General features: G+C 58.0%; 26 protein-coding genes. 14 read left to right on the forward strand and 12 right to left on the reverse strand.

The window, feature by feature from the left end; all coding sequences use genetic code 11:
• The first annotated feature begins 6 nt into the window (after positions 1–6).
• From mnmG to ACR0LX_RS14695, 4 genes are read left to right on the forward strand one after another with little or no spacing between them, the layout of a single operon-like run.
• Entirely contained in the window at positions 7–1,875 is a 1,869-nt protein-coding gene (gene mnmG / locus ACR0LX_RS14680; RefSeq protein WP_480784347.1) for a tRNA uridine-5-carboxymethylaminomethyl(34) synthesis enzyme MnmG, read from the forward strand.
• Positions 1,872–2,495, forward strand: a complete 624-nt coding sequence (rsmG, locus tag ACR0LX_RS14685; RefSeq protein WP_480784348.1) for a 16S rRNA (guanine(527)-N(7))-methyltransferase RsmG — start codon at positions 1,872–1,874, stop codon at positions 2,493–2,495. Before mnmG ends, rsmG begins: the two co-directional genes overlap by 4 nt.
• Positions 2,488–3,288: a ParA family protein gene (locus ACR0LX_RS14690; protein ID WP_480784349.1), complete on the forward strand. Its 801-nt coding sequence runs from the start codon at positions 2,488–2,490 to the stop codon at positions 3,286–3,288. The genes rsmG and ACR0LX_RS14690 overlap by 8 nt, the downstream gene beginning before the upstream one ends.
• Positions 3,289–3,309: 21 nt before the next feature.
• Entirely contained in the window at positions 3,310–4,206 is an 897-nt protein-coding gene (locus ACR0LX_RS14695; RefSeq protein ID WP_480784350.1) for a ParB/RepB/Spo0J family partition protein, read from the forward strand.
• Here ACR0LX_RS14695 and ACR0LX_RS14700 read toward each other — a convergent pair.
• From ACR0LX_RS14700 to rph, 4 genes are read right to left on the reverse strand one after another with little or no spacing between them, the layout of a single operon-like run.
• Positions 4,196–4,549, reverse strand: a complete 354-nt coding sequence (locus ACR0LX_RS14700; RefSeq protein ID WP_480784351.1) for a YbaN family protein — start codon at positions 4,547–4,549, stop codon at positions 4,196–4,198. The two genes, ACR0LX_RS14695 and ACR0LX_RS14700, sit on opposite strands and share 11 nt — an antisense overlap.
• Before the next feature lie 3 nt (positions 4,550–4,552).
• Positions 4,553–5,707 carry a radical SAM family heme chaperone HemW gene (gene hemW, locus ACR0LX_RS14705; RefSeq protein ID WP_480784352.1) on the reverse strand — a complete coding sequence of 385 codons (1,155 nt, stop codon included), beginning with the start codon at positions 5,705–5,707 and terminating at the stop codon, positions 4,553–4,555.
• Positions 5,697–6,311: an RdgB/HAM1 family non-canonical purine NTP pyrophosphatase gene (gene rdgB / locus ACR0LX_RS14710; protein WP_480784353.1), complete on the reverse strand. Its 615-nt coding sequence runs from the start codon at positions 6,309–6,311 to the stop codon at positions 5,697–5,699. Before rdgB ends, hemW begins: the two co-directional genes overlap by 11 nt.
• Complete coding sequence (gene rph, locus ACR0LX_RS14715; protein WP_480784354.1) at positions 6,308–7,021, reverse strand: ribonuclease PH; 714 nt, start codon at positions 7,019–7,021, stop codon at positions 6,308–6,310. The genes rdgB and rph overlap by 4 nt, the downstream gene beginning before the upstream one ends.
• A gap of 112 nt (positions 7,022–7,133) precedes the next feature.
• Between rph and hrcA the strand changes: the two genes are divergently transcribed.
• Positions 7,134–8,198, forward strand: coding sequence for a heat-inducible transcriptional repressor HrcA (gene hrcA, locus ACR0LX_RS14720; protein WP_480784355.1), 1,065 nt, complete (start codon positions 7,134–7,136; stop codon positions 8,196–8,198).
• Positions 8,199–8,208: 10 nt separating this feature from the next.
• Complete coding sequence (locus tag ACR0LX_RS14725) at positions 8,209–8,772, forward strand: nucleotide exchange factor GrpE (RefSeq protein WP_480577118.1); 564 nt, start codon at positions 8,209–8,211, stop codon at positions 8,770–8,772.
• 58 nt (positions 8,773–8,830) lie between these two features.
• Here the strand turns inward: ACR0LX_RS14725 and mutS are convergent, their stop codons facing one another.
• Positions 8,831–11,443 (reverse strand): DNA mismatch repair protein MutS, encoded by a 2,613-nt coding sequence (gene mutS, locus ACR0LX_RS14730; RefSeq protein WP_480784432.1) that lies wholly within the window; start codon positions 11,441–11,443, stop codon positions 8,831–8,833.
• A 161-nt stretch (positions 11,444–11,604) separates the two neighbouring features.
• On the opposite strand from mutS, the gene ACR0LX_RS14735 reads away from it, so the two are divergent.
• Complete coding sequence (locus ACR0LX_RS14735; RefSeq protein ID WP_480784356.1) at positions 11,605–13,860, forward strand: NADP-dependent malic enzyme; 2,256 nt, start codon at positions 11,605–11,607, stop codon at positions 13,858–13,860.
• A 3-nt stretch (positions 13,861–13,863) separates the two neighbouring features.
• Positions 13,864–14,736: a ribokinase gene (locus ACR0LX_RS14740; RefSeq protein ID WP_480784357.1), complete on the forward strand. Its 873-nt coding sequence runs from the start codon at positions 13,864–13,866 to the stop codon at positions 14,734–14,736.
• Here ACR0LX_RS14740 and msrA read toward each other — a convergent pair.
• The 5 genes from msrA to ACR0LX_RS14765 all read right to left on the reverse strand — a co-directional run bounded on the left by msrA (position 14,733) and on the right by ACR0LX_RS14765 (position 19,303).
• Positions 14,733–15,404 (reverse strand): peptide-methionine (S)-S-oxide reductase MsrA, encoded by a 672-nt coding sequence (gene msrA, locus ACR0LX_RS14745; protein ID WP_480784358.1) that lies wholly within the window; start codon positions 15,402–15,404, stop codon positions 14,733–14,735. The two genes, ACR0LX_RS14740 and msrA, sit on opposite strands and share 4 nt — an antisense overlap.
• A gap of 88 nt (positions 15,405–15,492) precedes the next feature.
• On the reverse strand, positions 15,493–15,777 hold the full coding sequence (locus ACR0LX_RS14750) for an SCP2 sterol-binding domain-containing protein (protein ID WP_480784359.1): 285 nt from the start codon (positions 15,775–15,777) through the stop codon (positions 15,493–15,495).
• Between the two features lie 60 nt (positions 15,778–15,837).
• A complete protein-coding gene (locus ACR0LX_RS14755; RefSeq protein WP_480784360.1) occupies positions 15,838–16,881 on the reverse strand; it encodes a M48 family metallopeptidase in 1,044 nt (347 codons plus the stop codon).
• 1 nt (position 16,882) lies between these two features.
• The gene (locus ACR0LX_RS14760; RefSeq protein ID WP_480784361.1) at positions 16,883–17,950 is read right to left on the reverse strand and encodes a YjgN family protein; all 1,068 of its coding nucleotides are present in this window, start codon (positions 17,948–17,950) and stop codon (positions 16,883–16,885) included.
• Between the two features lie 129 nt (positions 17,951–18,079).
• Positions 18,080–19,303, reverse strand: a complete 1,224-nt coding sequence (locus ACR0LX_RS14765; protein WP_480784362.1) for an argininosuccinate synthase — start codon at positions 19,301–19,303, stop codon at positions 18,080–18,082.
• A gap of 91 nt (positions 19,304–19,394) precedes the next feature.
• On the opposite strand from ACR0LX_RS14765, the gene ACR0LX_RS14770 reads away from it, so the two are divergent.
• Positions 19,395–20,210, forward strand: coding sequence for a hypothetical protein (locus tag ACR0LX_RS14770; RefSeq protein ID WP_480784363.1), 816 nt, complete (start codon positions 19,395–19,397; stop codon positions 20,208–20,210).
• Positions 20,211–20,266: 56 nt separating this feature from the next.
• On the forward strand, positions 20,267–21,493 hold the full coding sequence (ilvA, locus tag ACR0LX_RS14775) for a threonine ammonia-lyase IlvA (RefSeq protein ID WP_480784364.1): 1,227 nt from the start codon (positions 20,267–20,269) through the stop codon (positions 21,491–21,493).
• A gap of 6 nt (positions 21,494–21,499) precedes the next feature.
• Here the strand turns inward: ilvA and ACR0LX_RS14780 are convergent, their stop codons facing one another.
• Positions 21,500–21,829 (reverse strand): Hpt domain-containing protein, encoded by a 330-nt coding sequence (locus ACR0LX_RS14780; protein ID WP_480784365.1) that lies wholly within the window; start codon positions 21,827–21,829, stop codon positions 21,500–21,502.
• A gap of 147 nt (positions 21,830–21,976) precedes the next feature.
• Between ACR0LX_RS14780 and ACR0LX_RS14785 the strand changes: the two genes are divergently transcribed.
• The gene (locus tag ACR0LX_RS14785) at positions 21,977–23,251 is read left to right on the forward strand and encodes a PP2C family protein-serine/threonine phosphatase (RefSeq protein WP_480784366.1); all 1,275 of its coding nucleotides are present in this window, start codon (positions 21,977–21,979) and stop codon (positions 23,249–23,251) included.
• Here ACR0LX_RS14785 and ACR0LX_RS14790 read toward each other — a convergent pair.
• Complete coding sequence (locus ACR0LX_RS14790; RefSeq protein ID WP_480784367.1) at positions 23,248–23,691, reverse strand: NUDIX hydrolase; 444 nt, start codon at positions 23,689–23,691, stop codon at positions 23,248–23,250. The two genes, ACR0LX_RS14785 and ACR0LX_RS14790, sit on opposite strands and share 4 nt — an antisense overlap.
• A gap of 76 nt (positions 23,692–23,767) precedes the next feature.
• Between ACR0LX_RS14790 and hslO the strand changes: the two genes are divergently transcribed.
• The 3 genes from hslO to ACR0LX_RS14805 are packed head-to-tail and all read left to right on the forward strand — an operon-like array spanning position 23,768 to position 26,494.
• A complete protein-coding gene (gene hslO, locus ACR0LX_RS14795; protein ID WP_480784368.1) occupies positions 23,768–24,754 on the forward strand; it encodes an Hsp33 family molecular chaperone HslO in 987 nt (328 codons plus the stop codon).
• Positions 24,699–25,343, forward strand: a complete 645-nt coding sequence (locus tag ACR0LX_RS14800; protein ID WP_480784369.1) for a CoA pyrophosphatase — start codon at positions 24,699–24,701, stop codon at positions 25,341–25,343. The genes hslO and ACR0LX_RS14800 overlap by 56 nt, the downstream gene beginning before the upstream one ends.
• Positions 25,340–26,494, forward strand: coding sequence for a CCA tRNA nucleotidyltransferase (locus ACR0LX_RS14805; protein WP_480784370.1), 1,155 nt, complete (start codon positions 25,340–25,342; stop codon positions 26,492–26,494). Before ACR0LX_RS14800 ends, ACR0LX_RS14805 begins: the two co-directional genes overlap by 4 nt.
• Positions 26,495–26,553: the final 59 nt, after the last annotated feature.

Consider the following 26,553-nt stretch of genomic DNA (forward strand, 5'->3'; position numbering starts at 1 on the left):
TTTCACGTGAAACATTCGAAATTTGATGTCCTAGTTATTGGGGCCGGTCATGCCGGGGCGGAAGCAGCGCACGCAGCCGCCCGCATGGGTGTGTCAACCGCACTGGTTACGCTTTCCGAACGCGATATCGGAGTGATGTCCTGTAACCCGGCCATTGGAGGTTTGGGAAAAGGGCACTTGGTCCGCGAAATCGACGCGATGGACGGTGTCATGGGTCGGGTCGCGGATCGGGCGGGTATCCAGTTCCGACTTTTGAACCGACGCAAAGGACCAGCCGTTCAAGGACCAAGAGCGCAAGCGGACCGTGCCTTGTACCGGACGGCCATGTTGGCCGAAACTCACAATCAACCTAACCTGTCGGTTATCGAAGGCGAAGTTGTCGATTTCCTTATGAAAGGAGATCGGGTATCTGGTGTTCTTCTTGCAGATGGGTCCGAGATTCCATCCAAGGCCGTTATCCTGACTTCTGGAACATTTCTTCGTGGGGTCATACATATCGGCGATGTATCGCGCCCGGGTGGACGAATGGGAGATCGCCCCTCGATCAGACTGGCAGAACGATTGGATGGTTTCGAACTACCCATGGCCCGGCTGAAAACCGGTACACCGCCACGCCTGGACGGTCGTACGATCGACTGGGATAGCTTGGAACGGCAGGATGGCGATGACCAGCCGACCTTGTTTTCATTTCTTTCAAATGGTGTTTACGCCCCGCAGATCGCCTGTGGTATCACCCATACCAACGTTAGAACCCACGAGATTATCGAGAAAAACCTATCAAGATCAGCCATGTATGGTGGCCATATCGATGGGATCGGCCCCAGATATTGCCCGTCGATCGAGGACAAGATCGTCAGGTTCGCGGACAAAGATTCGCACCAAATCTTTTTGGAACCCGAAGGTTTGAATGATCACACTGTTTATCCCAACGGAATCTCAACCTCTTTGCCGGAAGAGGTTCAATGGGACTATGTTCGATCGATAAAAGGGCTTGAGAGCGCAGAAATCCTGCAGCTTGGCTACGCCATCGAATACGATTATGTCGATCCGCGGGCATTGTCTGCCACGCTGTCGCTCCCTGATGTCCCGGGCCTGTTTCTTGCGGGTCAAATCAATGGAACCACGGGGTATGAAGAGGCAGCTGCGCAAGGCCTCGTTGCTGGGTTGAATGCTGCGCTTTGTGTTCAAGACCGTGATCCGCATGTCTTTACGCGTTCGGACAGCTATATCGGTGTCATGGTTGACGACTTGACGACGCGAGGCGTTGCGGAACCCTATCGCATGTTCACCTCGCGCGCCGAATTTCGGCTGTCCCTTCGGGCTGACAATGCGGATCAGCGATTAACACCAGCCGGTATGGCGTTGGGTTGTGTTGGCGCGACGCGGAGCACCGTGTTCGAGAAGAAGCTGGAGAAGCTGAATACGGTCAAAAACCGTCTTACCAACGGGAATTTCACTCCGAAAGAGATCCGGGCGACTGGGATTACTGTCAATCAGGACGGCAATCGCCGGACCGGGATGAGTATTCTGGCGTTTCCGGATGTGACATTCGAAAATCTGATTCCATTGTATCCGGGCCTAGAAGAAACCGATCCAGAAATACGCCAACAGGTCGAACGAGACGCGCTTTACGCAAACTACATTGACCGTCAAAAACGCGATGTGGAAGCGATGAAGCGAGATGAATCCCATCAGATACCGCGGGACTTTGACTATTTTGCGCTGGATGGACTCTCGACCGAGATGAAGCAAAAGCTATCGAAAGCTCAGCCAGAGAACATTGCGCAGGCAAGCCGTGTCGAAGGGGTGACTCCGGCTGCGCTTACCCTTGTTCTGGCCAAGCTGAGGCGCGATGAGAAAGCGCGACAGGCATGACGTCAGATCAGTTCGGAGCGCTCTCTGATCTCAATGTTTCACGTGAAACACTCCAAAGGCTCTCGATCTACGCTGAACTGGTTCAGCGCTGGAATCCTAAGATAAATCTGGTGTCCCGAAACAGTTTGAGTGAGCTTTGGACGCGCCACATATTGGATTCGGTGCAAGTGTTCCGCTGTGCCGAGGCCGCCGACCACTGGGTGGATCTAGGAAGCGGTGGGGGGTTTCCCGGCATGGTCTGCGCGATATTGGCGATCGAGGAATCGCCAGGGACAAAATTTACCCTGGTCGAAAGCGACCAGCGCAAATCGGCGTTTCTGAGGACGGTGGTCCGAGAAACCAAGGCCAACTGCCGAGTGATTTCAAAGCGGATCGAGGCAATTGAACCATTGATGGCAGATGTTCTTTCAGCACGTGCCTTGGCAGATCTAGAAACGCTTATTTCGTTTTGTGACAGGCATTTAAGTAAATCTGGGACGGCATTGTTGCCCAAAGGCGAAAGCTGGAAAAAAGAACTGGCGGACGCGCACGAAGAATGGAATTTTCAGGCTGAGCCAATTACAAGTCTAACGGAACCCAAAGCCGTTATCCTGAAAGTCAAAGGAGTCTCTTTTGGTTGATTTATCTCGTCCTGCCGGGCCCCGGATAATCGCAGTTGCCAACCAAAAGGGCGGGGTTGGCAAAACCACAACGGCGATCAATCTAGCGGCAGGGCTGGCAGAGGCAGGGTGCAAGGTGCTGGTTGTTGATCTCGACCCGCAGGGAAATGCATCTACTGGGCTGGGCGTCGAGGATCGGGATTGGACGACCTATGATCTGCTGCTGGATGACGCGCCGCTTGAAGCTGTCGTTCAGGATTCCGAAATTGAAAATCTTTTGGTTGTACCCGCGACCGTTGATCTGAGTTCAGCCGATATCGAACTGATCTCAAATGAAAAACGCAGCTATCTTCTTCACGATGCATTGCGTCAGACCGCCATCGATTCCTTCGAGTTGGATTTCGTGCTGATAGATTGCCCTCCGTCTCTTAATTTACTTACGGTCAATGCCATGGTGGCGGCACATTCGGTTCTGGTTCCGCTTCAAAGCGAGTTCTTTGCGCTTGAGGGGCTTTCGCAGTTGATGCTGACCATTCGCGAGGTTCGTCAGACTGCTAATCCGGACTTACGGATCGAAGGTGTTGTGTTGACCATGTATGACAACCGCAACAACTTGTCCCGTCAGGTCGAAAAGGACGCGCGTGACAATCTGGGTGAGATGGTATTTAAAACCAAGATACCCAGAAACGTTCGGGTCAGCGAAGCACCATCTTACGCGTTGCCAGTGCTGCAGTATGATTCCGGATCCCTGGGCGCGATGGCCTATCGGCATTTGGCTCGCGAGGTCATTCATAAGAACAAAGTAGCCGCCTAAGCGGCCGTCAGGAGGGCGATCATGAGCGTGAAGAACAGTAAATCACGAGGTCTGGGGCGGGGATTGTCCGCGTTGATGGCGGATGTCACGTCCGAAGCAGAAGGCCGGATCACATCCGAGCCGCGCCGCCCGGATCTGAAAGTGCCGATTGAGAAGCTGCGCGCCAACCCAAACCAGCCGCGCCGGACATTCTCGCAGGATCAATTGGATGAGCTTGCGGCCTCGGTCAAGGAAAAGGGCATTATCCAACCTTTGATCGTTCGCAGCATCGCTGGCGGAGACTATGAGATCGTCGCCGGAGAACGCCGCTGGCGCGCGGCACAGATGGCGCAACTGCATGACATCCCGGTTGTTGTGCGGGACTTTGACGATACCGAAGTTTTGGAGGTTGCGATCATCGAGAACATCCAGCGCGCTGATCTGAATGCAGTTGAAGAGGCGGCTGGCTATAAGCAGTTGATGGACAAATTCGGCCATACTCAGGAAAAACTGTCAGAGGCTTTGGGCAAAAGCCGCAGCCATATCGCCAATCTCATGCGATTGTTGTCGTTACCAATGGACGTACAAACCCTTGTGATAGAAGGGAAATTATCCGCAGGACATGCGCGTGCGCTGATCACGGCGGAAAACCCTTCGGAACTGGCCAAGCAAGTCGTCCGCGATGGGTTATCGGTACGTGCGACCGAGAATCTGGTGAAGAAACAGAACCAGCCCGACGCTGAAAAACCCGCCCCGAAGTCCAGGAACCTGAATGCGGGCAAGGATGCGGATACACGCGCGCTGGAAAAGGATCTGTCGGCGATTCTGGCGATGAAAGTTTCGATCAACCACAAACCGGGCAGCGAGACTGGGCAGGTTGTTCTGACCTATGAGAACCTCGACCAGTTGGACGATCTTTGCGCCAAACTCAGCCGTTAGGGCGGGTCCAAATAAAGATCATCACACCGCTCAGCACGACGGCCTGAATAATCAGGACATGTGAGGGCGCGCCGAATATCACCGAGAGCGCAAAAACGGCGGCGACCGATGCGGTGGCCGCCTTTTTTGCCGCGGGACGGATGGCACCGGATCGTTGCCAATCAAGGATCATCGGCCCAAACGTCCGGTGCGTGATCAGCCATGTGTGCAATCTCGAGGACGAACGGGCAAAGAAAAACGCTGCCAGCAACAGGAAGGGAACGGTTGGCAGCAACGGCAGGACAACTCCGATAATTGCCACCGCGACGCAGAGCAGACCCAACCCGGCCCAGAGATATCGCATCGTTTACTCCAACAATTCCCGAACCACCGCATTCAGGACGGCGCGACCCTGCTCTGTGGCAATCAACCTGTTGTCCTGAACTTTGACCATGCCAATCTGGGATAAGTGATCGATCACGCTCTCAGACAGCTTACGTCCTGACAAAGCTGTAAAACGCTCAATATTTAGCCCCTCTTTGATCCTCATACCCATCATAAGGTATTCATTGCTCTGATCTTCGCGTGTCAGCAGGGTCTTTGACTTTTCCCCGCCATCACCTAGGGCCGCATCCAGCCAGCGTTGTGGATTCAGATAGGTCTCGGTCGCATATTTCCGGCCATCCTGGGTGATCCGCCCATGGGCACCAGGGCCAATGCCGACATAATCGCCATAGCGCCAATAGATCAGGTTATGCCGGGATTCTGCGCCCGGACGAGCATGGTTGGACACCTCATAAGCGGGCAGGCCGTGCGCCTGGCAAATCTCTTGGGTGATCAGATACATGTCGGCGGCGCGGTCATCTTCGGGTAGCCCGCGTAGTTTTCCAACGGCATAGCGGTCGCCAAAGGCGGTGCCGTCTTCGATCGTTAGTTGATAAAGAGACAGGTGGTCGATCGCCATCGACAACGCTTCGGTCAGTTCCGTGCGCCACGCATCAACAGTTTGATGCTGTCGGGCATAGATCAGGTCAAAGCTGACCCGGTCAAAGCAATTGCGTGCAATATCAAAGGCGGTGCGGGCTTCGGCGACTGTGTGGATTCGGCCCAATCGGCGCAGGTCTTCGTCGTTCAGTGCCTGAACGCCCATCGAGATGCGGTTGACGCCGGCTTCGCGGTAGGCCGAGAACCGTCCGGCTTCAACGGAACCGGGATTGGCCTCGAGCGTGATTTCCATGTCGTTTGCCGGATGCCAGAGCGCGCGCGCGGCATCAATCACTGCTGCAACAGTATCGGGGTCCATAAGCGACGGGGTACCGCCACCAAAGAAGATCGTATTCAGGACCCGATCAGGGGTTTCCTGGGCGCTGCGTTTTAGTTCGTTCAGATAGGCAGTAAGCCATTGTTTTTGGTCGATTTTGCGCGACACATGGCTGTTGAAGTCGCAATAGGGACATTTGGCCTCGCAAAAGGGCCAATGCACATACAGGCCAAAGCCCCCGTTGCGCCAATCATCCGCCAAAGCAGCCTTTCACGAACATCTCCACCGCGCGGCCGCGATGGCTGATCTTGTTCTTTTCCCAGCGATCCATTTCCGCAAAGGTAATGTCGTGGCCTTCGGGGACAAACATCGGATCATAGCCGAAGCCATCTTTGCCACGGATTGGCCAAACCAAATGGCCAGGCGCGATGCCTTCGAACACTTCATCATGGCCATCAGGCCAGGCCAGAACCAATGTGCAGCGAAACTGTGCTTTGCGCGGGTGCGCCGCGTTCTTGGCTTCCAGTTCATTATGCGCGCGGGTCATGGCCATCAGGAAGTCGCGTCCATTGCCGGTTTCAGCCCAGTCCGCCGTGTAGACACCCGGCGCACCGTCCAGCGCGTCAATGGTGATCCCGGAATCGTCCGACAGGGCAGGCAGGCCGGTGGCTTGCGCGGCGGCATGGGCCTTGATCCGGGCATTGCCGACGAAAGTATCCTCGGTTTCTTCCGGTTCCGGCAGGTCCATTTCACCAGCGCCCAAGACAGTTACACCAAAGGGTTCGAGAAGATGCGCCATCTCCTCAAGTTTGCCTTTGTTGTGTGTGGCGATCAGCAGCCTGTCCCCGTCGAATTTGTGGGTCATGCGGTTGCGGCTTTCTGCGCTTCTGCCAGCTCGCCCACGCCTTTTTCCGCCAGGTCCATCAGCTGATCCATCTGGGCACGACTGAACACCGAGCCTTCGGCGCTCATTTGTACCTCGATCAGCTTGCCCGACCCGGTCATAATAAAGTTGCCGTCAACTCCGGCCTCGCTGTCTTCGGGATAGTCCAGATCCAGCACGGGTTGACCCGCATAGATGCCACAGGACACGGCAGCCACCGGATCGACCAGCGGATCGCTGATCACATCACCAGCTTTCATCAGCTTGTTCACCGCGAGACGCAGCGCGACCCAGCCCCCGGTGATCGAGGCACAACGGGTGCCGCCGTCGGCCTGGATCACATCGCAGTCGACAGTGATCTGGCGCTCTCCCAGGGCGACGCGGTCGACGCCTGCGCGCAGGGCGCGGCCGATCAGGCGCTGGATTTCGACGGTACGGCCGCCTTGCTTGCCGCTGGCCGCCTCGCGCCGCATCCTTGTGTTGGTGGCGCGGGGCAACATGCCGTATTCTGCCGTGACCCAACCCAGGCCCGAGCCTTTGATGAACGGCGGCACGCGATCCTCGATCGTGGCAGTGCATAGTACACGGGTGTCGCCCATCTTGATCAGGCAGGAACCTTCGGCATGTTTGGTGAAACCTGTTTCGATTGAAACGGCGCGCATTTCGTTTAGATCACGTCCTGAGGGTCGCATGGGTATTCCTTTGTTTGCTGGCTTGGGGATACCGCCCCGCAGCGTTACGATGCAACCCCGATTGACCTTTCTTGTGCCTGCTATTTAATGACGATCCAGCAAGGGATCACAGATGAGCGAAGCGAGCAAAATTCTGGACGAGATGAATGATCGGTCACGCGAAGTGTTCCGGCTGATCGTCGAAAGCTACTTGGACAGTGGTGAGCCCGTCGGCAGCCGCACGCTGACCCGCACTTTGTCGGAAAAGGTCAGCGCGGCAACCGTGCGCAATGTGATGCAGGATCTGGAGTTTTTGGGCCTGCTCGACAGCCCTCATGTCAGCGCCGGCCGGATTCCCACGCAGCAGGGGCTGCGGATGTTCGTCGATGGGCTGCTTGAAGTTGGCGACCTAGGTGCGGATGACCGGCAGAAACTGGATGAGACATTAGGCTCTAACGCGGGCGATGTGGGCGGAATGCTGGACCGCGTCGGGTCGGCGCTGTCTCATGTTACGCATGGTGCTTCGCTGGTTCTGACGCCCAAGCACGAATCCGAGATCAAGCATATCGAGTTCGTATCGCTGGCGCATGACCGCGCGCTGGTCGTGCTGGTCTTTGCAGATGGGCATGTCGAAAATCGCCTGTTCACTCCACCACCCGGCCAGACACCGAGCTCAATGCGCGAAGCGGCGAATTTCCTGAACGCGCTTATCGAGGGGCGAACGCTGAGCCAGGTGCGCCGCCAGATGCAAAGCCAGATCGCCGATCGGCGTCAGGAGATCGATGTTCTGGCGCGAGAGATGGTGGAAAGCGGCATCGCCGCGTGGGATGGGGACAGTGCCGACTCGGCCCGGTTGATCGTGCGCGGGCGTGCGAATCTTCTGGGTGAACCCGGCGCGGCAGAAGAGCTGGAGCGCATTCGAAGCCTGTTTGATGATCTTGAACGCAAACGTGATATCGCCGAATTCCTGGAATTGACCGAAGAAGGCGAGGGTGTGCGCATTTTTATTGGCTCTGAGAACAAACTTTTCTCACTTTCGGGTTCCTCTTTGGTGGTGTCTCCATATATGAACGCTGATCGTAAGATAATTGGTGCGGTTGGGGTCATTGGACCCACACGTCTGAATTATGGACGGATCGTGCCGATCGTGGATTATACGGCGCAACTGGTCGGCAAGCTGATATCCGACCGGAGCTAGAGGGTAAGAAATGGCAGAGCCCAAGAACGAAGAATTTCTGGACGATATCATGTCCGCCGAAGCGGAAGAACTGGCCGAGGAAATTGCCGAGATCAGTGAAGAAGCGCTGGAGCTGGACGAGCTGCGGGCGCAGCGGGACGAATACAAAGACCGCTTTATGCGCGCACTGGCGGATGCCGAAAACGCGCGCAAACGTGGTGACAAGGCGCGTCGCGATGCCGAGCAGTATGGCGGCTCAAAACTGGCCCGCGACATGTTGCCGGTCTACGACAACATGAAACGCGCGCTTGAGGCTGCGACCGATGAGCAGAAAGAGGTGGCTGCAGGTCTGATCGAAGGTGTCGAACTGACCATGCGGGCGCTGAAGGACGTGTTCCAGAAACACGGGATCGAGGTCATCACGCCTGAAGTCGGTGATCGGTTTGACCCGAACGTACATGAAGCAATGTTTGAAGCCCCGGTGCCCGGCACCCGTGCGGGGGACATTATTCAGGTCTCGGCAGAAGGCTTCATGTTGCACGACCGGTTGCTGCGCCCGGCGCAGGTAGGCGTGTCATCGACACCAGCGAGTTGATTGGCCTCTGCGAGGCCAAGCCTTCGGCGAGAGTATTTTCGAAAAGATGAAGGGGCGGTCAGGATTTGGCCGCCTCTTTCAGTTTGTAGATCAGATCGAGTGCTTCGCGGGGGCTGAGTTCGTCGGGAAGGATGTCGTTCAGCATCTCGGTGACGGGGGAGGTTTTGGGTGCGGGCGGTGGTGGTGGAGAGGCTGAAAACAGGGGAAGATCGTCGATCAGGGCTTTTTGTTTGCCTCCCTCTCGCTCGGTTTTTTCCAGTTGATCCAGGACGACGCGCGCGCGGTCGACAACCGAAGCGGGTAGGCCCGCAAGTTGCGCGACCTGTACGCCGTAGGAGCGGTCGGCGGCACCTTTGTGAACTTCGTGCAGGAAGATGACCTCGCCTTCCCATTCCTTGACCGCAACGGTGGCGTTGTCGACGCCCTCCAGTTTGCCTGCCAGCGCCGTGAGTTCGTGGTAATGGGTGGCAAACAGGGCCCGGCATTTGTTCGATGCGTGCAGGTGTTCCAGTGTGGCCCAGGCGATCGAGAGACCGTCATAAGTGGCGGTTCCGCGGCCAATCTCGTCGAGAATGACCAGCGCGCGGTCGTCAGCCTGATTGAGAATGGCGGCGGTTTCGACCATTTCGACCATGAAGGTCGAGCGACCCCGGGCCAGATCGTCAGAGGCACCGACGCGACTGAAAAGCTGGCTGATCACGCCGATCTGAGCTTGTTCGGCGGGGACATAGCTGCCCATTTGTGCCAGCAGCGCGATCAAGGCGTTCTGGCGCAGAAAGGTTGATTTACCGGCCATGTTCGGGCCGGTCAGCAGCCAGATTGCCGCGCCTTGGTCGGCGCTAAGGTCGCAATCATTGGCGACAAAGGCATCGCCCCCTTGATGTCGTAACGCGTGTTCAACTACGGGGTGGCGGCCACCCTGCACGCTGAAAGTTCGAGATGTGTCGACCTGCGGGCGACACCAGTTTTCACCACGCGCCAGATCGGCGAGCGCTGTGGTCAGGTCGAGCTCTGCCAGCCCTCGGGCGGCTTGGTTGAGTCGCGCGGCGAGGGTTAGAATTTCGCTCGAAAGCCTTTGATAGAGCCGCTTTTCGATCTCAAGCGCCAGATTGCCCGCGTTTAAAATACGGGTCTCGATTTCGGACAGTTCGACCGTGGTGAACCGCACCTGATTGGCGGTGGTTTGGCGATGAATGTAGGTTTCGCTGAACGGCGGGCTCAGCATTTTCTCGGCATGCGTCGCCGTGGTCTCGATAAAATAGCCCAACACATTGTTGTGTTTTATCTTCAGCGAAGCGATGCCGGTATGTTCCGCATATTTCTGCTGAAAACCGGCTATGACCGAGCGACCTTCGTCCCGCAGCGTCCGGGCCTCATCCAGTTCGCTGTCAAAACCGGGTGCGATGAACCCTCCGTCGCGGGCCAGCAGGGGTGGTTCCGCAACCAGAGCCTCGTCCAGCAGGGTCAGCAGATCATCGAAGCCGACAAGGTTCTGTAGCGCGGTCGCCAGCAGTATCGGAAGGTCCTGACCTTCGCAAATTCCGGCGATCGTGACCGCCTGCGCCAAACCATTGCGAATCGCGGCGAGATCGCGGGGCCCACCGCGGTCGAGCGACAGCCGCGACAGCGCGCGGTCAAGGTCGGGTGTTTTGCGCAATGCTTCGCGCAGATCCGAGGCGGTCAGGCCGTCCTCAGTCGCGAAACCTACTGCGTCAAGACGGGCATGGATCACATCCAGATTGCGCGACGGGCTCGAGAGGCGCTGTTCCAGCAACCGCGCCCCGCCTGGTGTCACTGTTCGGTCCACCACCGACAGCAGTGATCCGGCGCGCCCACCCGAGAGCGAACGGGTCAGTTCCAGATTGCGGCGTGTGGCGGCGTCGATCTGGACCACGCGGTCCTCGGATTCTTTCAAAGGAGTTTGCAGCAGCGGCAGCTTGCCCTTCTGGGTAATCTCAAGATAGTCGATCAGCGCACCCATCGCCGACACCTCGGCGCGCCCGAAATTCCCGAATGCATCCAGCGCGCCGACGTGAAACAGCGCGCAAATACGCTTTTCCGCCGCCGTGCTGTCGAAACTGGCGCGACCGATCGGGGTCAGCGAGATACCGAGATCGCGCACCGTGTCCTGCAGGTTTTGTTCCAGTCCGTCTGCCACGATCAGTTCGGACGGAGCCAGCCGTGCCAACTCGGGGCTGAGCCGAACCGAGGTAAGTGGCATCACGTGGAACGCACCGGTCGAGATATCGGCCCAAGCCAGGGCGGCCTCGTCCCGAACCTCGGAATAGGTGGCCAGAAAGTTGTGGCTTCGGGCTTCCAAAAGCGCGTCTTCGGTCAGCGTGCCGGGCGTCACAAGGCGGACGACATCGCGTTTTACGACTGATTTAGAGCCTCTTTTCTTCGCTTCGGCCGGGCTTTCCATCTGTTCGCAGACGGCGACGCGAAAGCCCTTGCGGATCAGGGTCAGCAGGTAGCCTTCGGCGGAATGCACCGGCACGCCGCACATTGGGATGTCGGTGCCATTGTGCTTACCGCGTTTGGTTAGGGCAATGTCCAACGCTTCGGCCGCGTTGACGGCATCCTCGAAAAACATCTCGTAGAAATCACCCATGCGATAAAACAGCAGGGCGTCGGCATGGGCCTCTTTGATCTCGAGATATTGTGCCATCATCGGCGTGACTGTGGACAAAACCGGCCCCCTTCTGGCGTGTTCCGGGCGCGACCTTACAAATCCCGCATCTTCTGTAAAAGGCGAAAACTCATTCTCGTTGAGGCGCGGCGCCGCCTGCGCTATGAGGCGAGAGCCCCAAAGTCATGGAAACGACATATAAGATGCCCAAAGCGAAGATCACCAAAGAAGAGGCGCTGGCCTTTCACCTCGACCCCACCCCCGGCAAGTGGGAGGTGCAGGCCACCGTGCCAATGACAACCCAGCGCGATCTGTCGCTGGCCTATAGCCCTGGTGTTGCTGTTCCATGTGAAGCTATCGCCGAAGCGCCCGAGACGGCGTATGATTATACCAACAAGGGCAATCTGGTGGCGGTGATCTCGAACGGGACCGCCGTTCTGGGCCTTGGAAATCTTGGTGCGCTGGGCTCGAAACCGGTGATGGAGGGGAAATCGGTCCTGTTCAAGCGCTTTGCCGATGTGAACTCAATCGATATCGAACTGGACACCGAGGACCCGGATGAATTCTGTCGTGCCGTGCGGCTGATGGGGCCGACCTTTGGCGGCATCAACCTCGAAGACATCAAGGCACCCGAGTGTTTCATCATCGAGCAGCGTCTGAAGGAAGAAATGGATATCCCCGTCTTCCACGATGACCAGCATGGGACGGCGGTGATCTGCGCAGCGGGACTGATCAATGCGCTGCACATTTCAGGCAAGAAGATCGAGGATGTGAAGATCGTCCTGAACGGTGCCGGAGCTGCGGGCATCGCTTGCATCGAACTGCTCAAGGCGATGGGTGCAAAGCATGAAAATTGCATTGTCTGTGACACCAAGGGTGTGATCTATCAGGGCCGAACTGACGGGATGAACCAGTGGAAATCGGCCCACGCCATCACCACAGACCTGCGCACGTTGGAAGACGCCATGAAAGGCGCGGACGTGTTCCTGGGCGTATCGGTCAAGGGCGCGGTCACGCAGGACATGGTCGCCAGCATGGCCGACAATCCGGTGATCTTTGCGATGGCGAACCCTGACCCCGAGATTACCCCAGAAGAGGCGCATGAGGTGCGCGTTGATGCCATCGTCGCAACCGGGCGAAGCGATTATCCCAATCAGGTCAACAACGTACTGGGTTTCCCCTATCTGTTCCGAGGCGCTTTAGACATCCATGCCCGCGCTATCAATGACGAGATGAAGATCGCTTGCGCTCATGCGCTGGCCAATCTGGCGCGCGAGGATGTGCCGGATGAAGTCGCCATGGCCTATGGCAAGTCGCTGACCTTTGGTCGCGACTATATCATTCCCACACCGTTTGACCCGCGCCTGATCCACCGGATTCCGCCTGCGGTCGCCAAGGCTGGCATGGATACCGGTGCAGCCCGCCGTCCGATCATCGATATGGACGCTTATGAGCTGAGCCTGAAATCCCGCATGGACCCGACCGCCAGCATTCTGCGGGGGTTGAACGCCCGCGCGCGTCAGGCGCAAAGCCGCATGATCTTTGCCGAAGGTGACGACCCCCGGGTATTGCGCGCGGCGGTGATGTATCAGCGGTCGGGCTTTGGCAAAGCTCTGGTTGTCGGGCGTCCTGATGAGGTCAAACAAAAGCTGGAGGAGGCCGGGCTTGGCGATGCGGTGCGCGAACTGGATGTTGTGAACGCTGCCAACACAATGCATTTGGATGCTTACAAGGATTTCCTCTATCAGCGGCTGCAGCGCAAAGGCTTCGATCGCAAGGATATCCACCGTCTGGCGGCGCGGGATCGGCACGTATTCTCGTCCCTGATGTTGGCGCACGGGCATGGCGATGGTCTGGTGACAGGGGCGACCCGCAAATCGGCGCATGTTCTGGACCGGATCAACCACGTGTTTGACGCAGATGCGACGCATGGCGCTGCAGGTGTGACAGCGCTGCTGCATAAAGGTCGGATTGTGCTGATCGGAGATACTCTGGTCCATGAATGGCCGGATGAGAACGATCTGGCCAATATCGCCGAACGTTCGGCTGCCGTGGCGCGTCACATGGGGCTTGAACCTCGCGTAGCCTTTGTCAGTTTCTCGACTTTTGGTTACCCGGTATCAGAACGGGCAGAGAAAATGCACCGCGCACCGGCGGTTCTGGATCAGCGTGGCGTTGACTTTGAATACGAAGGCGAAATGACCGTGGACGTGGCCCTGAACATGGATCAGCAAGCCGCATACCCGTTCCAGCGCCTGACAGGACCCGCAAACATTCTGATCGTACCGGCGCGGCACTCGGCGTCGATCTCGACCAAGTTGATGCAAGAAATGGGAGGGGCCACCGTGATTGGACCGATCCTGTCCGGTGTCGACAAACCGATTCAGATCTGTTCGACCAACGCGACCGCAAATGACATCCTGAACATGGCCATATTGGCCTCTTGCGATATTGGGTAAACGATGACCATCTGGAACCTCGGCTCGATCAATGCGGATATGATCTATGACTTGCCGCACCTGCCGGGGCCGGGGGAAACCCTGGCTGCGCGCCGGTTGGACCGGTTTCTGGGTGGCAAGGGTGCGAATATGTCTGTCGCGGCGGCGCGTGCCGGCGCGCAGGTGGCCCATATCGGTTCGGTCGGTCCCGAGGGTGACTGGGCCCGCGACAGGCTAACCGAATACGGGGTGGATACGCGTCATATTGCGCAGGTGGATGTTCCCACCGGCCACGCCATCATCGCGGTGGATGCTGAGGGCGAAAACAACATAATCCTGTACCAGGGCGCCAACCACGCAATCACCAAAGATCAATTGGGCCAGGCTTTGTCAGCCGCCGCATCTGGCGATCTGTTGGTGATGCAGAATGAAACCAACGCTCAGGTTCATGCCGCAGAGTTGGGTCGCAAGCTGGGCCTCAAGGTCTGCTATGCCGCAGCCCCGTTTCAGGCCGAGGCCGTCGAGGTTGTACTTCCCCATCTGGAATTCCTGATCCTGAACGAGATTGAGGCGGAACAGTTGCAGCAGGCAACAGGTATTGCCCTTGATGCTTTGCCCGTTGACGATGTTGTCGTCACCCTTGGCGCAAAAGGCGCGCGGTACTTCCAGCGCGGCCACGATCCGGTCGATTTTGCCGCCTACAAAGTTGATCCCGTCGACACGACCGGAGCAGGTGACACCTTTACCGGCTATGTACTGGCGGCAATGGATCACGGGATGCCAATGTCGCAGGCGATTTCACAAGCGATGCGTGCCGCGGCCCTGATGGTTACGCGGCACGGAACAGCAGATGTCATTCCCGACCTGAAAGAAGTGCGCGAGGCACGGCTGGATTAGGATCCGGCGAAGGGTGCGCTCGTGCCCCAAAGCTGTTTGACGCGCGCGTCACGGCCGCAGGCTTTGCGATAGGCCTTATAAGCATTTTTCTGACGCTTGGGGCCGAACCGGGTTAAAACCAGCTTGTCGCCCTTGTAGTAATCCTGATGGTACGCCTCGGCCGGGTAGAACGTGCTTGCCTGCAGGATGGGCGTAACAACTTTCTGCCCTAGCGCCTTTTGTGCATCTGTTTTGGCAGCTTGAGCAGCGGCTTTTTCGCCTGAATTAGAGACAAAAATCGCAGTTCTGTAGCTCTCTCCGCGGTCGCAGAACTGACCGCCCGCATCAGTGGGATCAACGGATCGGAAAAACATGTTCAACAGGGTTTCTCGGCTAACTCGGGCCGGGTCAAAGGTGATCTGGACCGCTTCATAATGTCCGCTTCCGCCGCTGGACACCTGATCATAAGTCGGGTTGGCCGACGTGCCGCCGGTGTAACCAGAAACGGCCCCGATCACACCGGGAACGGATTCAAAATCGGATTCAACGCACCAGAAACAGCCACCGGCCACGGTCAGCGTTTCAGCGCCGGCCGCCGGGGCAGGCAGCGCGCGCAGGGTTGCGACAAGGGCAATCAGAGCGAACAGCAGCGCGGGTTTTAGATCGGCAAAATGGGCAGTCCGGGTCATGGCGTGTCTCCTTCGACACTCAGGCTGCCGTGTGTTTCCGGGTCATGCAATCCGTTGTCATCGTTGGTCACGGGCTGGTGAAACGAATTTATCCCAGAAGCTGCCCCAATTTCATCGCCACCCCCATATTGCCCGAGATTTTCAGCTTGCCTAAAGCAACGCCAGTCATCGGGTTCAGCTTGCCGGTCAACAGCTTGGTCAGATTGTCACGCGAGATACGGATGGTGCAGTCGGTATCGCGGTCAACGGTGGTGGCGGAGTTGTCGGCCAGAACGATAACGCCTTCGTCGCCACAATCGAATTTAAGCGTTCCGTCGAAGGTCTTGCCCATAAGGTTCTTCTGAATGTCTCCGGCTATGGTGCTGAGTGTCATTTGGGTCCTCCTGTCGGGGGACCATTAGGCAGCGCGTCATAGGCGGACAAGGGCGTATTTCTAGTGACCTTGGGTCAGATCTTGCAGGTTGTTCTGCCGATCGCTGAAACCTGGATGGGTGCTGAACCAGTCATCCTCGTGATCGCCATATTCTTCGGCCATAAGGTCAAAGAACTCGCCCAACCCATCGGGGTCAAACCCAGCGCGATCCGCAAGGGCGACGCCAAAGCGGTCGGCAGCCAATTCGTGCTGGCGCGAATAGGACAGTGACAGGATCAGATTGCCTTCCAGCAACACGTCTTCCAGAATCGGTCCGGTATCGCCCGCAAGCAGGCTGATCAGAACGAACCCACCGACCGAGCGGTAGATCTGGTGCAGCCCGTGCTTTTCGGCCACATGACCAATTTCGTGCCCGATAACACCCGCTACTGCATCCCTTGAGGCAACCTTGACCAGGTCGTCCGTTATCACAATCGTCCCGTTTGGCAGCGCCAATGCATTTGGGCCCATGCCTGGCAGGTGCCGGAACTCCAGCTTGTATGCATGGCGCTCGGCCTCGGGACCCAGCGCCGCCAGAATCTGGTCGAAACTAGCCTGAACCTCGTCCCGTTTGTCGGCGGGCAGGGCGCTGGGCTCGGCGATAAGGGTATCGATGGTCTGCAACGCGCTGCTGTCTATCGCTGCTGTCAGGGTGGGCGGAGTCATCCACACCGCCAGCGACACCAAAACGGTCAGTCCGTATTTCCAGACACCCCAGATGCCGACAATACAAGCCAGAGTTACAACGATCAGCCGGGGATGAAGCCGCTCGAACCCATGCAGGATCGAGCCGCTGGTATCCCCGATCACGTGCTCGAGCGCGTCGTGGTTGTTGGTCAGGAACAGGGTTCCGTCCGGAAAGATCACGCGCCGTTCGGTTTTGCCAACACGAGGTTCGATCTTCAATTCGGCCGGGTTCGAGCGGGCCATGACCCGTTCATTTCCGTCAATCAGCCAGGCCGTATTGGTACCGATGGCAAAACGCACCGGCACCTCGCGCGAGCTGAGCGGAGGATAGGCGCGCCCGGTGACGGACGTGCCGATGTCTTTGGGCGCTGGTGCCACGTCAGACTGCGAGGCCGATATCGAAACCCTCAATATCGCCGTAAGCATCGCCAATGGCGCTGACATTCGCAGTCACATCGTCGATGAACTCATCCAGCGGCCCGCCGGGGATGAACGTGGTGTGGCTGGCCAGATAGCGCACCCGGCGCACATGTGCCCAGGGCAGCATCAGGCCAAGTGTCATGACGACGACAACAAAGTTTGAAACAGAAATCCAAAGCATCCGCAGCGGAGAGACATCCGAATAGAACCGATGGTTGTCGCCCAGAACCGTGTAGTTGTAGACGACGTTCCGAACCATAGTGTGATATATGATTGCGGCCGGGATCAGGATCAGAAACATGGCTCCGTAGATCGAGAAGATCGTGACTACAGCCATGATGTTCTCTGGATTGTCCTCAATAGCCCGAAAGGCTTCTAGCACGTCGGTGCCGTTCCCAGCGAAACTGATCGCAAGAATCGTGGCGAAAAGAACCCAGACAAAGGCGGCCAACAACGCCTTGTAAAATGGTCCGATCGGCGCGTCGAAAAACATCGGTGTCTTGCCAAAGGTGTGGCCATTCACGTGAAACCGCTGAACCGCGCGTGTCACAAACGGCCAGGTCGTGTAAAGCGTCAGGGCCGCGATAATCGGGTAGAGGAAATAGTTCATCGCCGCATTCCCGGTTGTTCCATGAAATACAAATCGCACATTCGACCAGCTGGACATCCGCGCATTGAACCGCAGCGACCGAACCAGCAGATATGGAATCAGGCCCAGCAGGCCCAGTAGCATTAGCAGGTTCAGCAACGGAATGACGGCCAGAACCGAATAGGCAATAATCCCGGCCACCACGATCAGGCGGCCGATCAGAATCTGTTTTCCGGTTGCGTGATAATCAAAGCTGCGTCCAGCGACATAGGTGTTCTGATAGAAGTATTTCTTGGTCCGGACCTTTGCCCAGGCGCTGTAAATGCCCAGTGTCACGATCGACAGCAACAGGTTGACGATCCAGATTCCGAAAAATTCACCGGCTGACCCCCGGAACTCGAAATCTGTCGGGATGCCTTGTTGCGCTTCTGTCTGCATGGATGCCTCAATTGGATTGATCAAAAAAGGCCGACCCACGCTTGGGACGGCCCTTTATCGGTGATCAATCAACCGGGCATTATTTAGGCAAAGTTGCGTCGCATCAATGAACTGCAACTTTACCTTGAGTTACTTGACCCGTTTGTCTCGCGCGGCCAGCAGTTTCAGGCGCAGCGCGTTCAGTTGAATGAAGCCAGCCGCATCAGTCTGATCGTAGGCTCCAGCATCTTCTTCAAAGGTCACATGCGCCTCGGAATAGAGCGAGTGATCCGACCAGCGGCCCACAGTCGAGGCAAGACCCTTATACAGCTTCACGCGGACTGTGCCGGTCACGTGCTCCTGGGATTTGTCGATCGCCGCCTGCAGCATTTCCCGCTCGGGCGAGTACCAGAAGCCGTTATAGATCAGTTCCGCATATTGCGGCATCAGCTGGTCTTTCAGGTGCATTGCGCCGCGGTCCATGGTGATGGATTCGATGCCACGATGCGCCTCAAGCAGGATGGTACCGCCGGGAGTTTCGTAGATGCCGCGCGACTTCATGCCAACGAACCGGCCTTCGACCAGGTCGAGGCGACCGATACCGTGCTTGCCGCCATATTCGTTCAACTTGGTCAGGATGGTCGCGGGGCTCATCGCCTCGCCATTGATGCTGACCGCGTCGCCTTTTTCAAAGCCGATTTCGATGAACTCGGGCTCATTCGGCGCATCCTCGGGGTGGACGGTGCGCTGATAGACGTAATCGGGCGCCATATCGGCGGGGTCTTCCAGAACCTTACCTTCCGACGAGGTGTGCAGCAGGTTGGCATCGACCGAAAACGGAGCTTCGCCGCGTTTGTCTTTGGCAATCGGGATCTGGTTCGCCTCGGCAAATTCCAGCAGTTTGGTGCGGCTGGTCAGGTCCCACTCGCGCCACGGAGCAATAACCTTAATGTCGGGGTTCAGCGCGTAAGCGGCCAGTTCGAACCGGACCTGATCGTTGCCCTTGCCGGTCGCGCCATGGGCGACGGCGTCAGCACCGGTTGCCTCGGCAATCTCAACCAGACGTTTCGAGATCAGCGGCCGCGCGATCGACGTGCCCAGCAGATACAGACCTTCATACTGCGCATTGGCGCGGAACATCGGGAAGACGAAATCGCGGACGAATTCTTCGCGGATGTCCTCGATATAGATGTTCTCGGGCTTGATCCCCAGCAGCTCGGCTTTTTGGCGGGCGGGCTCAAGCTCTTCACCCTGACCCAGATCGGCGGTGAAGGTCACGACCTCACAACCATACTCGGTCTGCAGCCATTTCAGAATGATCGAGGTATCAAGGCCACCGGAATAGGCCAGAACAACTTTCTTGGGCGCGGACATCTGACTTCCCTTTATGCGTAGAACGACTGGCCCCTAACGGGTTTTGGACGTGGGGGCAAGCTGTGTGGATTGACGCAGGTCAGGAATTGGGGTGAAACGAAGCGATAGAGAACAAGGGTTGGTTGAGAGGGCGGTTTTCGTGCTGGGATTGGAGATTTTCGTACATTCGGTGAAGATGGTTCTTAGGAATCTGACACAGGCTTTGCAAATATCTGTTGTACCTGCGTTTATTGGCGGCGCATTGGTGGTTGGTCTGTTCTTTTTGTTCGGTATCCCGTTTGAAGAATTCAACAGCGAAACCACCGGGTTCCCGGAAGGTGTCAATGCCGGATCTTTCACCGGATTTCTGCTGAACATCGTGGTGGTTGTTTTTGGAGTCATGCTTTGGATCGTCGTCTCCTGGCACCGCTTTGTCCTGCTGGAGGAGTATCCAACCGGGCTGGTGCCACCTTTCAGATTTGACCGGGTTCTCGCCTATTTTGGGCGTCTTCTGATGCTTTTCCTGTTGGCTTTTGTCATTATGATTCCGGCAGCGCTGATCATGAGTATGTTGGCGCAATCCTCGGCAGTATTAGGGAGCATTTTCTGGGTCGGTTTGGTCATTGTTTTGACCCTGGCGTTTTATCGCGCGTCACCGATATTGCCTGGCGCTGCGATTGGTAAATCAGTAAAGCTTTCCGAGGCTTGGCAGGCCACATCGGGTGCAAGTGGCGCAATCGCGCTGCTGGTTGTCTTGTCTGTGATGTTCCAAATACTTCTTCAGTTGCTGGCTTCCATATTGCTTTTCATCCCGATCATCGGTGTATTGATAGTTCTGTTCGCGAGTATGGTGATCGTTCCGCTGATAAACGTCAGCATTTTGACGACGATCTATGGCGTCTTCATCGAAAAGCGCCAACTCTCCTGACCCGTACACATATGTATTCCTTGCCCTTTTGCTCAGGATAAGCCACTGACACGGTCATGAGTAGTTTCATGACCCGCGCACGCGCAGCCGAACAGGCGATGCGCTCTGTCTTTCCGGCGACGCCGTTGCAGCGGAATGCCCATTTGTCCGACCGTTACGGGGCCGATATTTGGCTCAAGCGCGAGGACCTCAGCCCGGTGCGCTCATATAAGATCCGGGGCGCGTTCAACGCCATGCGCAAGCAGCAGGGTCAGGAGTTGTTCGTCTGCGCCAGCGCGGGCAACCACGCGCAGGGCGTGGCCTATATGTGCAAGCATCTGGATGTGAAAGGTGTGATCTTCATGCCCGTCACCACGCCGCAGCAGAAGATTCAGAAGACGCGGATTTTTGGCGGCGAGAATGTCGAGATTCATCTGACCGGAGACTATTTCGATGACACTCTGGCTGCCGCACAGAAATGGTGCGCCGAACAGGGCGGGTATTTCCTGTCGCCTTTCGACGACGATGACGTGATCGAGGGGCAAGCCTCGTTGGCGGCCGAGATCGAAGAACAGTTGGGCCGCGTGCCGGATCATGTGGTGCTGCCGGTTGGCGGCGGCGGCATGTCCTCGGGCGTGGCGACCTGGTTCGGGGACCGGACCCACTGTCTGTTTGTCGAACCAGCGGGCGGGGCCTGTCTGCGCGCAGCTTTGGCGGCCGGGCATCCGGTGGCTCTGGATCACGTGGATACCTTTGTTGATGGGGCTGCCGTGGGCCGGATCGGTGAGAAACCATTCGAACTGCTGAAAACGCGCCACCTGTCGGACGTCTTGACCCTGTCCGAAGATCGCATCTGCGCCACGATGATCGAGATGCTGAATGTCGAGGGCATCGTTCTTGAACCCGCCGGTGCCCTGGCCGTCGAGGCCATTGGTGATGTGCAGAGCTTTGTCCGTGGCAAGACGGTCGTTTGTGTCACCTCGGGCGGCAATTTTGATTTCGAGCGCCTGCCCGAAGTCAAGGAACGCGCGCAGCGCTATTCTGGCGTGAAGAAGTATTTCATCCTGCGCCTGCCGCAGCGCCCCGGTGCGCTGAAAGAGTTCCTGAATATCCTCGGCCCCGAAGACGACATTGCCCGGTTCGAATACATGAAGAAATCAGCGCGCAATTTCGGCTCGGTCCTGATCGGGATCGAAACCCGTAAACCCGAGAATTTCATGCGCCTGTTTGCCCATCTGGACGAGGCTGGTTTCACCTACACGGATATCACCGAAGATGAGACGCTGGCGCAATTCGTAATCTAGGCCGTGTCAGTCCAGATTTTGCGTTAGCTCGGCATCGAAGACAGCCTTGGACTGATCAAAGCTGGCGATGATTCCGGGGATATCAACTTCCTTGCCAGCGCCCTCGGCGGCGCGACGTTCTCCGTCCTGACACAGCTTAGAAAACCGATCGAAACCCAGACTCAACGCGCTGCCTTTCAGAAAGTGCAGGTTCTGTTCCATCTGGGTATCGCCGGTTTCCCGCGGCAACCGGGACAGGACCTCTTGCACCTCATCCAGAAAAATCTGCACGACCTCGTCGAATTCTTCCGCGCCCACTTCGTGCCGCAATTGTTTGACTCTTGGCCAGTCAATCATGGCCCGCCTCCGCCTTGATGCGCGATGGGTCATTGTTATGCCAGCCCGCGTAAACAGTCGGTTAAGCGGAAAGCAATCGGGCTTTCACCCGATGTTAAGTGGCCCGCACCTAGTCTGGCGGCATCGCGGCCGATCAGGATAGTCAGAGTGTCACAAAGCAGCCAAGCCGAAACCAGGGTTGATCCCGATTTCGGCGCGATTCAGAAGGTACTGATCGTCGATGACAGCCGCCTGCAGCGTCGCATTCTGGTGGCGTCGCTCAAGAAATGGGGCTTCGAGGTACTTGAGGCCGACAGCGGCGAGGATGCGATTGCAATCTGCAAGGCTGAACCGCCCGATCTGGTTCTCAGCGACTGGGTCATGCCGGGAATGAGCGGGCTGGAATTCTGCCAGGCGTTTCGGGCGCTGGACACGGACCAATACAGCTATTTCATCCTGTTGACGTCCAAGAGCGAAAAGCAGGAAGTCGCGCGCGGTCTGGACGCCGGGGCAGATGACTTTCTGATCAAACCGCTTGAGGCGGACGAGCTGCGTGCACGTATCGCCGCCGGCGCGCGGATCCTGCTTATGCAGCGTGAGTTGTCCGAAAAGAACCGGATGATCGAATCCGCCCTGGCCGAGCTGCGGGTGGTGCATGACGCCATCGACAAGGACCTGATGCAGGCGCGCAAGATCCAGGAATCACTGGTGCCCGAGCTGAAAAAGACGTTCGGAAAATCTCAGGTCAGCCTGTTGCTGAAACCCTGCGGTCATATCGGTGGCGATCTGGTGGGCATGTTCTCACCCGGGGTAAACCGGCTGGGGTTTTACAGCATCGATGTGTCGGGCCACGGGATCACCTCGGCGATGATGACAGCCCGGTTGGGTGGGTACCTGTCCAGCAAACATTTCGACCAGAACCTCGCCATGGAGCGGCGGTTCAACAAATTCTACGCCTTGCTGCCCCCGGCCGAGGTTGCCGCGCAGCTGAACTCGCGCCTGATGGCCGACACAGGGGTCGAGGAATATTTTACCATGGTTTACGCCATCGTGGATTTGCGCAACGGCCATATGAAAATGGTACAAGCCGGACATCCGCACCCTCTGGTGTTGCGCCGGGACGGTCGCACCGAGTTTCTGGGAGAGGGCGGCCTGCCGATCGGTCTGTTGCCGGACGTGCAGTTTCAGCAGACCGAGACCTATCTGGACCCGGGGGACCGGCTGCTTTTGTATTCGGACGGGTTCACGGAATGCCGCTTGACCGATGGATCGTTCCTTGACGAAGATGGCCTGCGGGACATGGCCGTGGACTGTGCATCGGGCACGCGGGACGGGTCCGAGTTTCTGGACGATCTGTTCTGGCGTCTGTCTCAGGCGATGTCGCCCAAAGGCGCTATGGATGACGATGTATCCGCCGTGTTCTTCGAATACAACGGCACTTAGCAGCCTTGCAGGTACCGCATGGCGAAATGACGGTCTCCGGAATTGCCGAGCATCTGCGCGGCGTCGCAGGCATCCATCCACAGCGCTTCGTGAAACGGCTCGGACGGGGCGCTGAGCCGACGTATCGGCCGGGCCTGATAAATCAGGCAGATTTTCTCGGCCCAGAGATCGTATTCGGGCATATAGGCGAATCGGCGGAATGCTCCGACACGGCGGGGTGTGGCGATCAGCCAGCCGGTTTCCTCGAACACTTCGCGATGCAGCGCGGTGATCGGCGATTCCCCGGGATCAATCCCTCCGCCGGGCAATTGCAGATCAGGGCCGGGTTCCATCTGACAAGTGAGTAGCAGACGATGGCCCTGCGGCAACAGGGCGTAAGCTCCGGCGCGGCGCGTATATGTCTGGCCCGGAACGGGGCTTTCCCCAAAACGCCTGATCATGTATGGCCCCTTTCAACCCGGATTGTTCGACCTATATGGTGGCGGTATGCCAACCTGTGGCGTGTAAGGAAACCCCATGTCTCTTGGAACGAAAATCGCGTGGGACGACACCGTCCTGCCCTTTCAACTGGATGTATCGGACATGCGTGGCCGCGTGGCCCGCTTGGACGGTGTGCTGGACGGCATCCTCAAGCAACACGACTATCCCGAGAAGGTCGAGGCGCTTGTGGCCGAGATGGCCCTGCTGACCGCATTGATCGGCCAGACCATTTCGCTGCGCTGGAAACTGTCCCTGCAGGTTCAGTCCAAAGGTGCGGTGCGGATGATCGCGACCGATTACTATGCGCCGCAAGAAGACGGGCAGCCCGCAAAGATTCGCGCCTATGCCAGCTTTGACCGGGACCGCCTGACCGACGCCGCCCCTTTTGATCAGGTGGGCGAGGGGTATTTTGCGATCATGATCGATCAGGGCGAGGGCACCCAGCCCTATCAGGGGATCACGCCGCTGGCCGGTGGTTCGCTCAGCGCCTGTGCCGAGGCCTACTTTGCGCAGTCCGAGCAATTGCCGACCCGGTTCTCGCTGAGTTTCGGAAAATCGACCGAACCCGGTGTGGGTGAGCACTGGCGCGCGGGTGGTGTCATGCTGCAGCACATGCCCAAAGCCTCGCCGTTTGCGGCGTCGGGTGAGGGGTCTGGCGAGATCCTGACCGCCGCCGATCTGGTCGACGGCGAAGAAGGCGAAAACTGGGGTCGCGTGAATATCCTGTTGGATACGGTGGATGATCTGGAGCTGATCGGGCCTTCGATTGCGCCCACAGATCTGCTGGTGCGTCTGTTTCACGAGGAACAGCCCCGCGTTTACGATGCGCAATCGGTGCAGTTCGGCTGCACCTGTTCCGAGGAACGCGTGCGCCAAAGCCTGTCGATCTATTCCGCACAGGACATCGCGAAGATGACCACCGAGGAGGGCACTGTTACCGCAGATTGCCAGTTCTGTGGCGCGCATTATGTGCTGGACCCCAGCACCGTCGGGTTCGAGGCTGAAGATACGGACAGTGCCTGATACGGTTTCGGTTCTGACGGCGGCATTGAACCGCCCCGGCGATGGGTCAAGCGATTTTGACCTCAACCCCCGGGTGGTTCTGCCCGCAGGGCGCAAGCTGCGCCCTGCCGGTGTTCTTGTCCCGATCCAGCTGACCGGCGCGACGCCGCAGCTTGTTCTGACCAAACGGTCTTCGGCCTTGAAACACCATCCGGGCCAGATCGCCTTTCCCGGCGGCAAGCAGGACGAGGGCGACGCGGATGTTTCCGCCACGGCGTTGAGGGAAGCGCAGGAAGAGATCGGCCTGCCTCTCGAGATGCCCCAAATTCTCGGCCATCTGCCGACACATGAAACCGTCACCTCATTTTCGGTGACGCCAGTTCTTGCGGTGTTGGACCGCCCCTTTGATCCTGTCCCGGAACCGGGCGAAGTCGACGAGGTCTTTTCCGTCCCGCTTGCACATGTTCTGGACCCGGCGAATTATGTGGTCGAGTCGCGCCGGTGGCGTGGCGAAAGGCGTTACTATTATGCTGTTCCGTACGGTCCCTATTACATTTGGGGCGCAACGGCGCGAATTCTGCGGGGGCTGGCTGCACGGGTAAGGGAATGACACGGATCACCGAAGACTGGATCGGCAAACCCGCCACGCAGGCCGTTTGCACCGCGCTGACGACTGCGGGCGCGCAAGCGTTGTTCGTCGGTGGATGCGTGCGCAACGCGCTGTTGAGCGCCCCTGTGTCAGATATCGATATCGCAACGGATGCGCACCCGGATCAGGTCATTTCTCTGGCCGAGGATGCGGGGCTGAAGGCGATTCCAACCGGGATCGACCATGGGACGATCACGGTGGTCAGTGATGGCATCCCGCACGAGGTCACAACCTTCCGCCGTGATGTTGAAACCGACGGCCGCCGAGCGGTTGTCGCCTTTTCCCATCGGGTCGAAGAGGACGCCGCCCGCCGCGATTTCACGATGAACGCGCTTTATGCCCGCGCAGACGGCGAAGTTCTGGACCCGCTGGGCGGTCTGCCGGATTTGCAAGCGCGGCGGGTCCGCTTTATCGGATCAGCCCAGGACCGTATTCGCGAAGACTATCTACGCTCGCTGAGGTATTTCCGTTTTCACGCCTGGTACGGGGACGCTGAGGCGGGGTTCGATGCGGATGCGCTTTCAGCTATTGCATCGCATTTGGACGGGTTGACCGGGCTGTCACGCGAACGGGTTGGGGCCGAGCTGATAAAGCTGCTGGGTGCCCCCGACCCCGCGCCATCAGTCGCGGCGATGCGGCAGGCCGGGGTTCTGGCGCAAATCCTGCCCGGCGCGGATGACCGGGCGCTGGCCATCCTGATCAAGCTCGAAGGTGATGCAGGCGCCGCCCCCGACCCGGTGCGCCGCTTGGCCGCCATCGCTCCACCCGGGGTGGCCGCGACCCTACGCCTGAGCCGGGCACAAATGCAGCGTCTTACGCGGATGCGCGACGAGGCTGCCGGAACAGCGAATATCGCCGAACTGGGCTTTCGCTACGGGGCCGAGGGCGGATTGCACGAGACGTTGCTGCGATGTGCCTTTCTGGAACAGCCGTGGTCGCCTCAGATGGCCAAGTCACTGAAAACCGGCGCCGCTGCGCGGTTTCCGATCAAGGCGCAGGATCTGATCCCCGAATTCACCGGTCCGGCGCTGGGCAGGAAACTGGCCGAACTTGAGGCGCGTTGGATCGCGTCGGATTTTTCGCTGACGCGCGACGAATTGCTGGCGGAATAAGTCGAAGTCTCAAAAGGGGATGACAAAGCTGATTTTTTATGGCTAGTCTGCGCCTGTCA

Source organism: Ruegeria sp. CH11, from assembly GCF_056537105.1.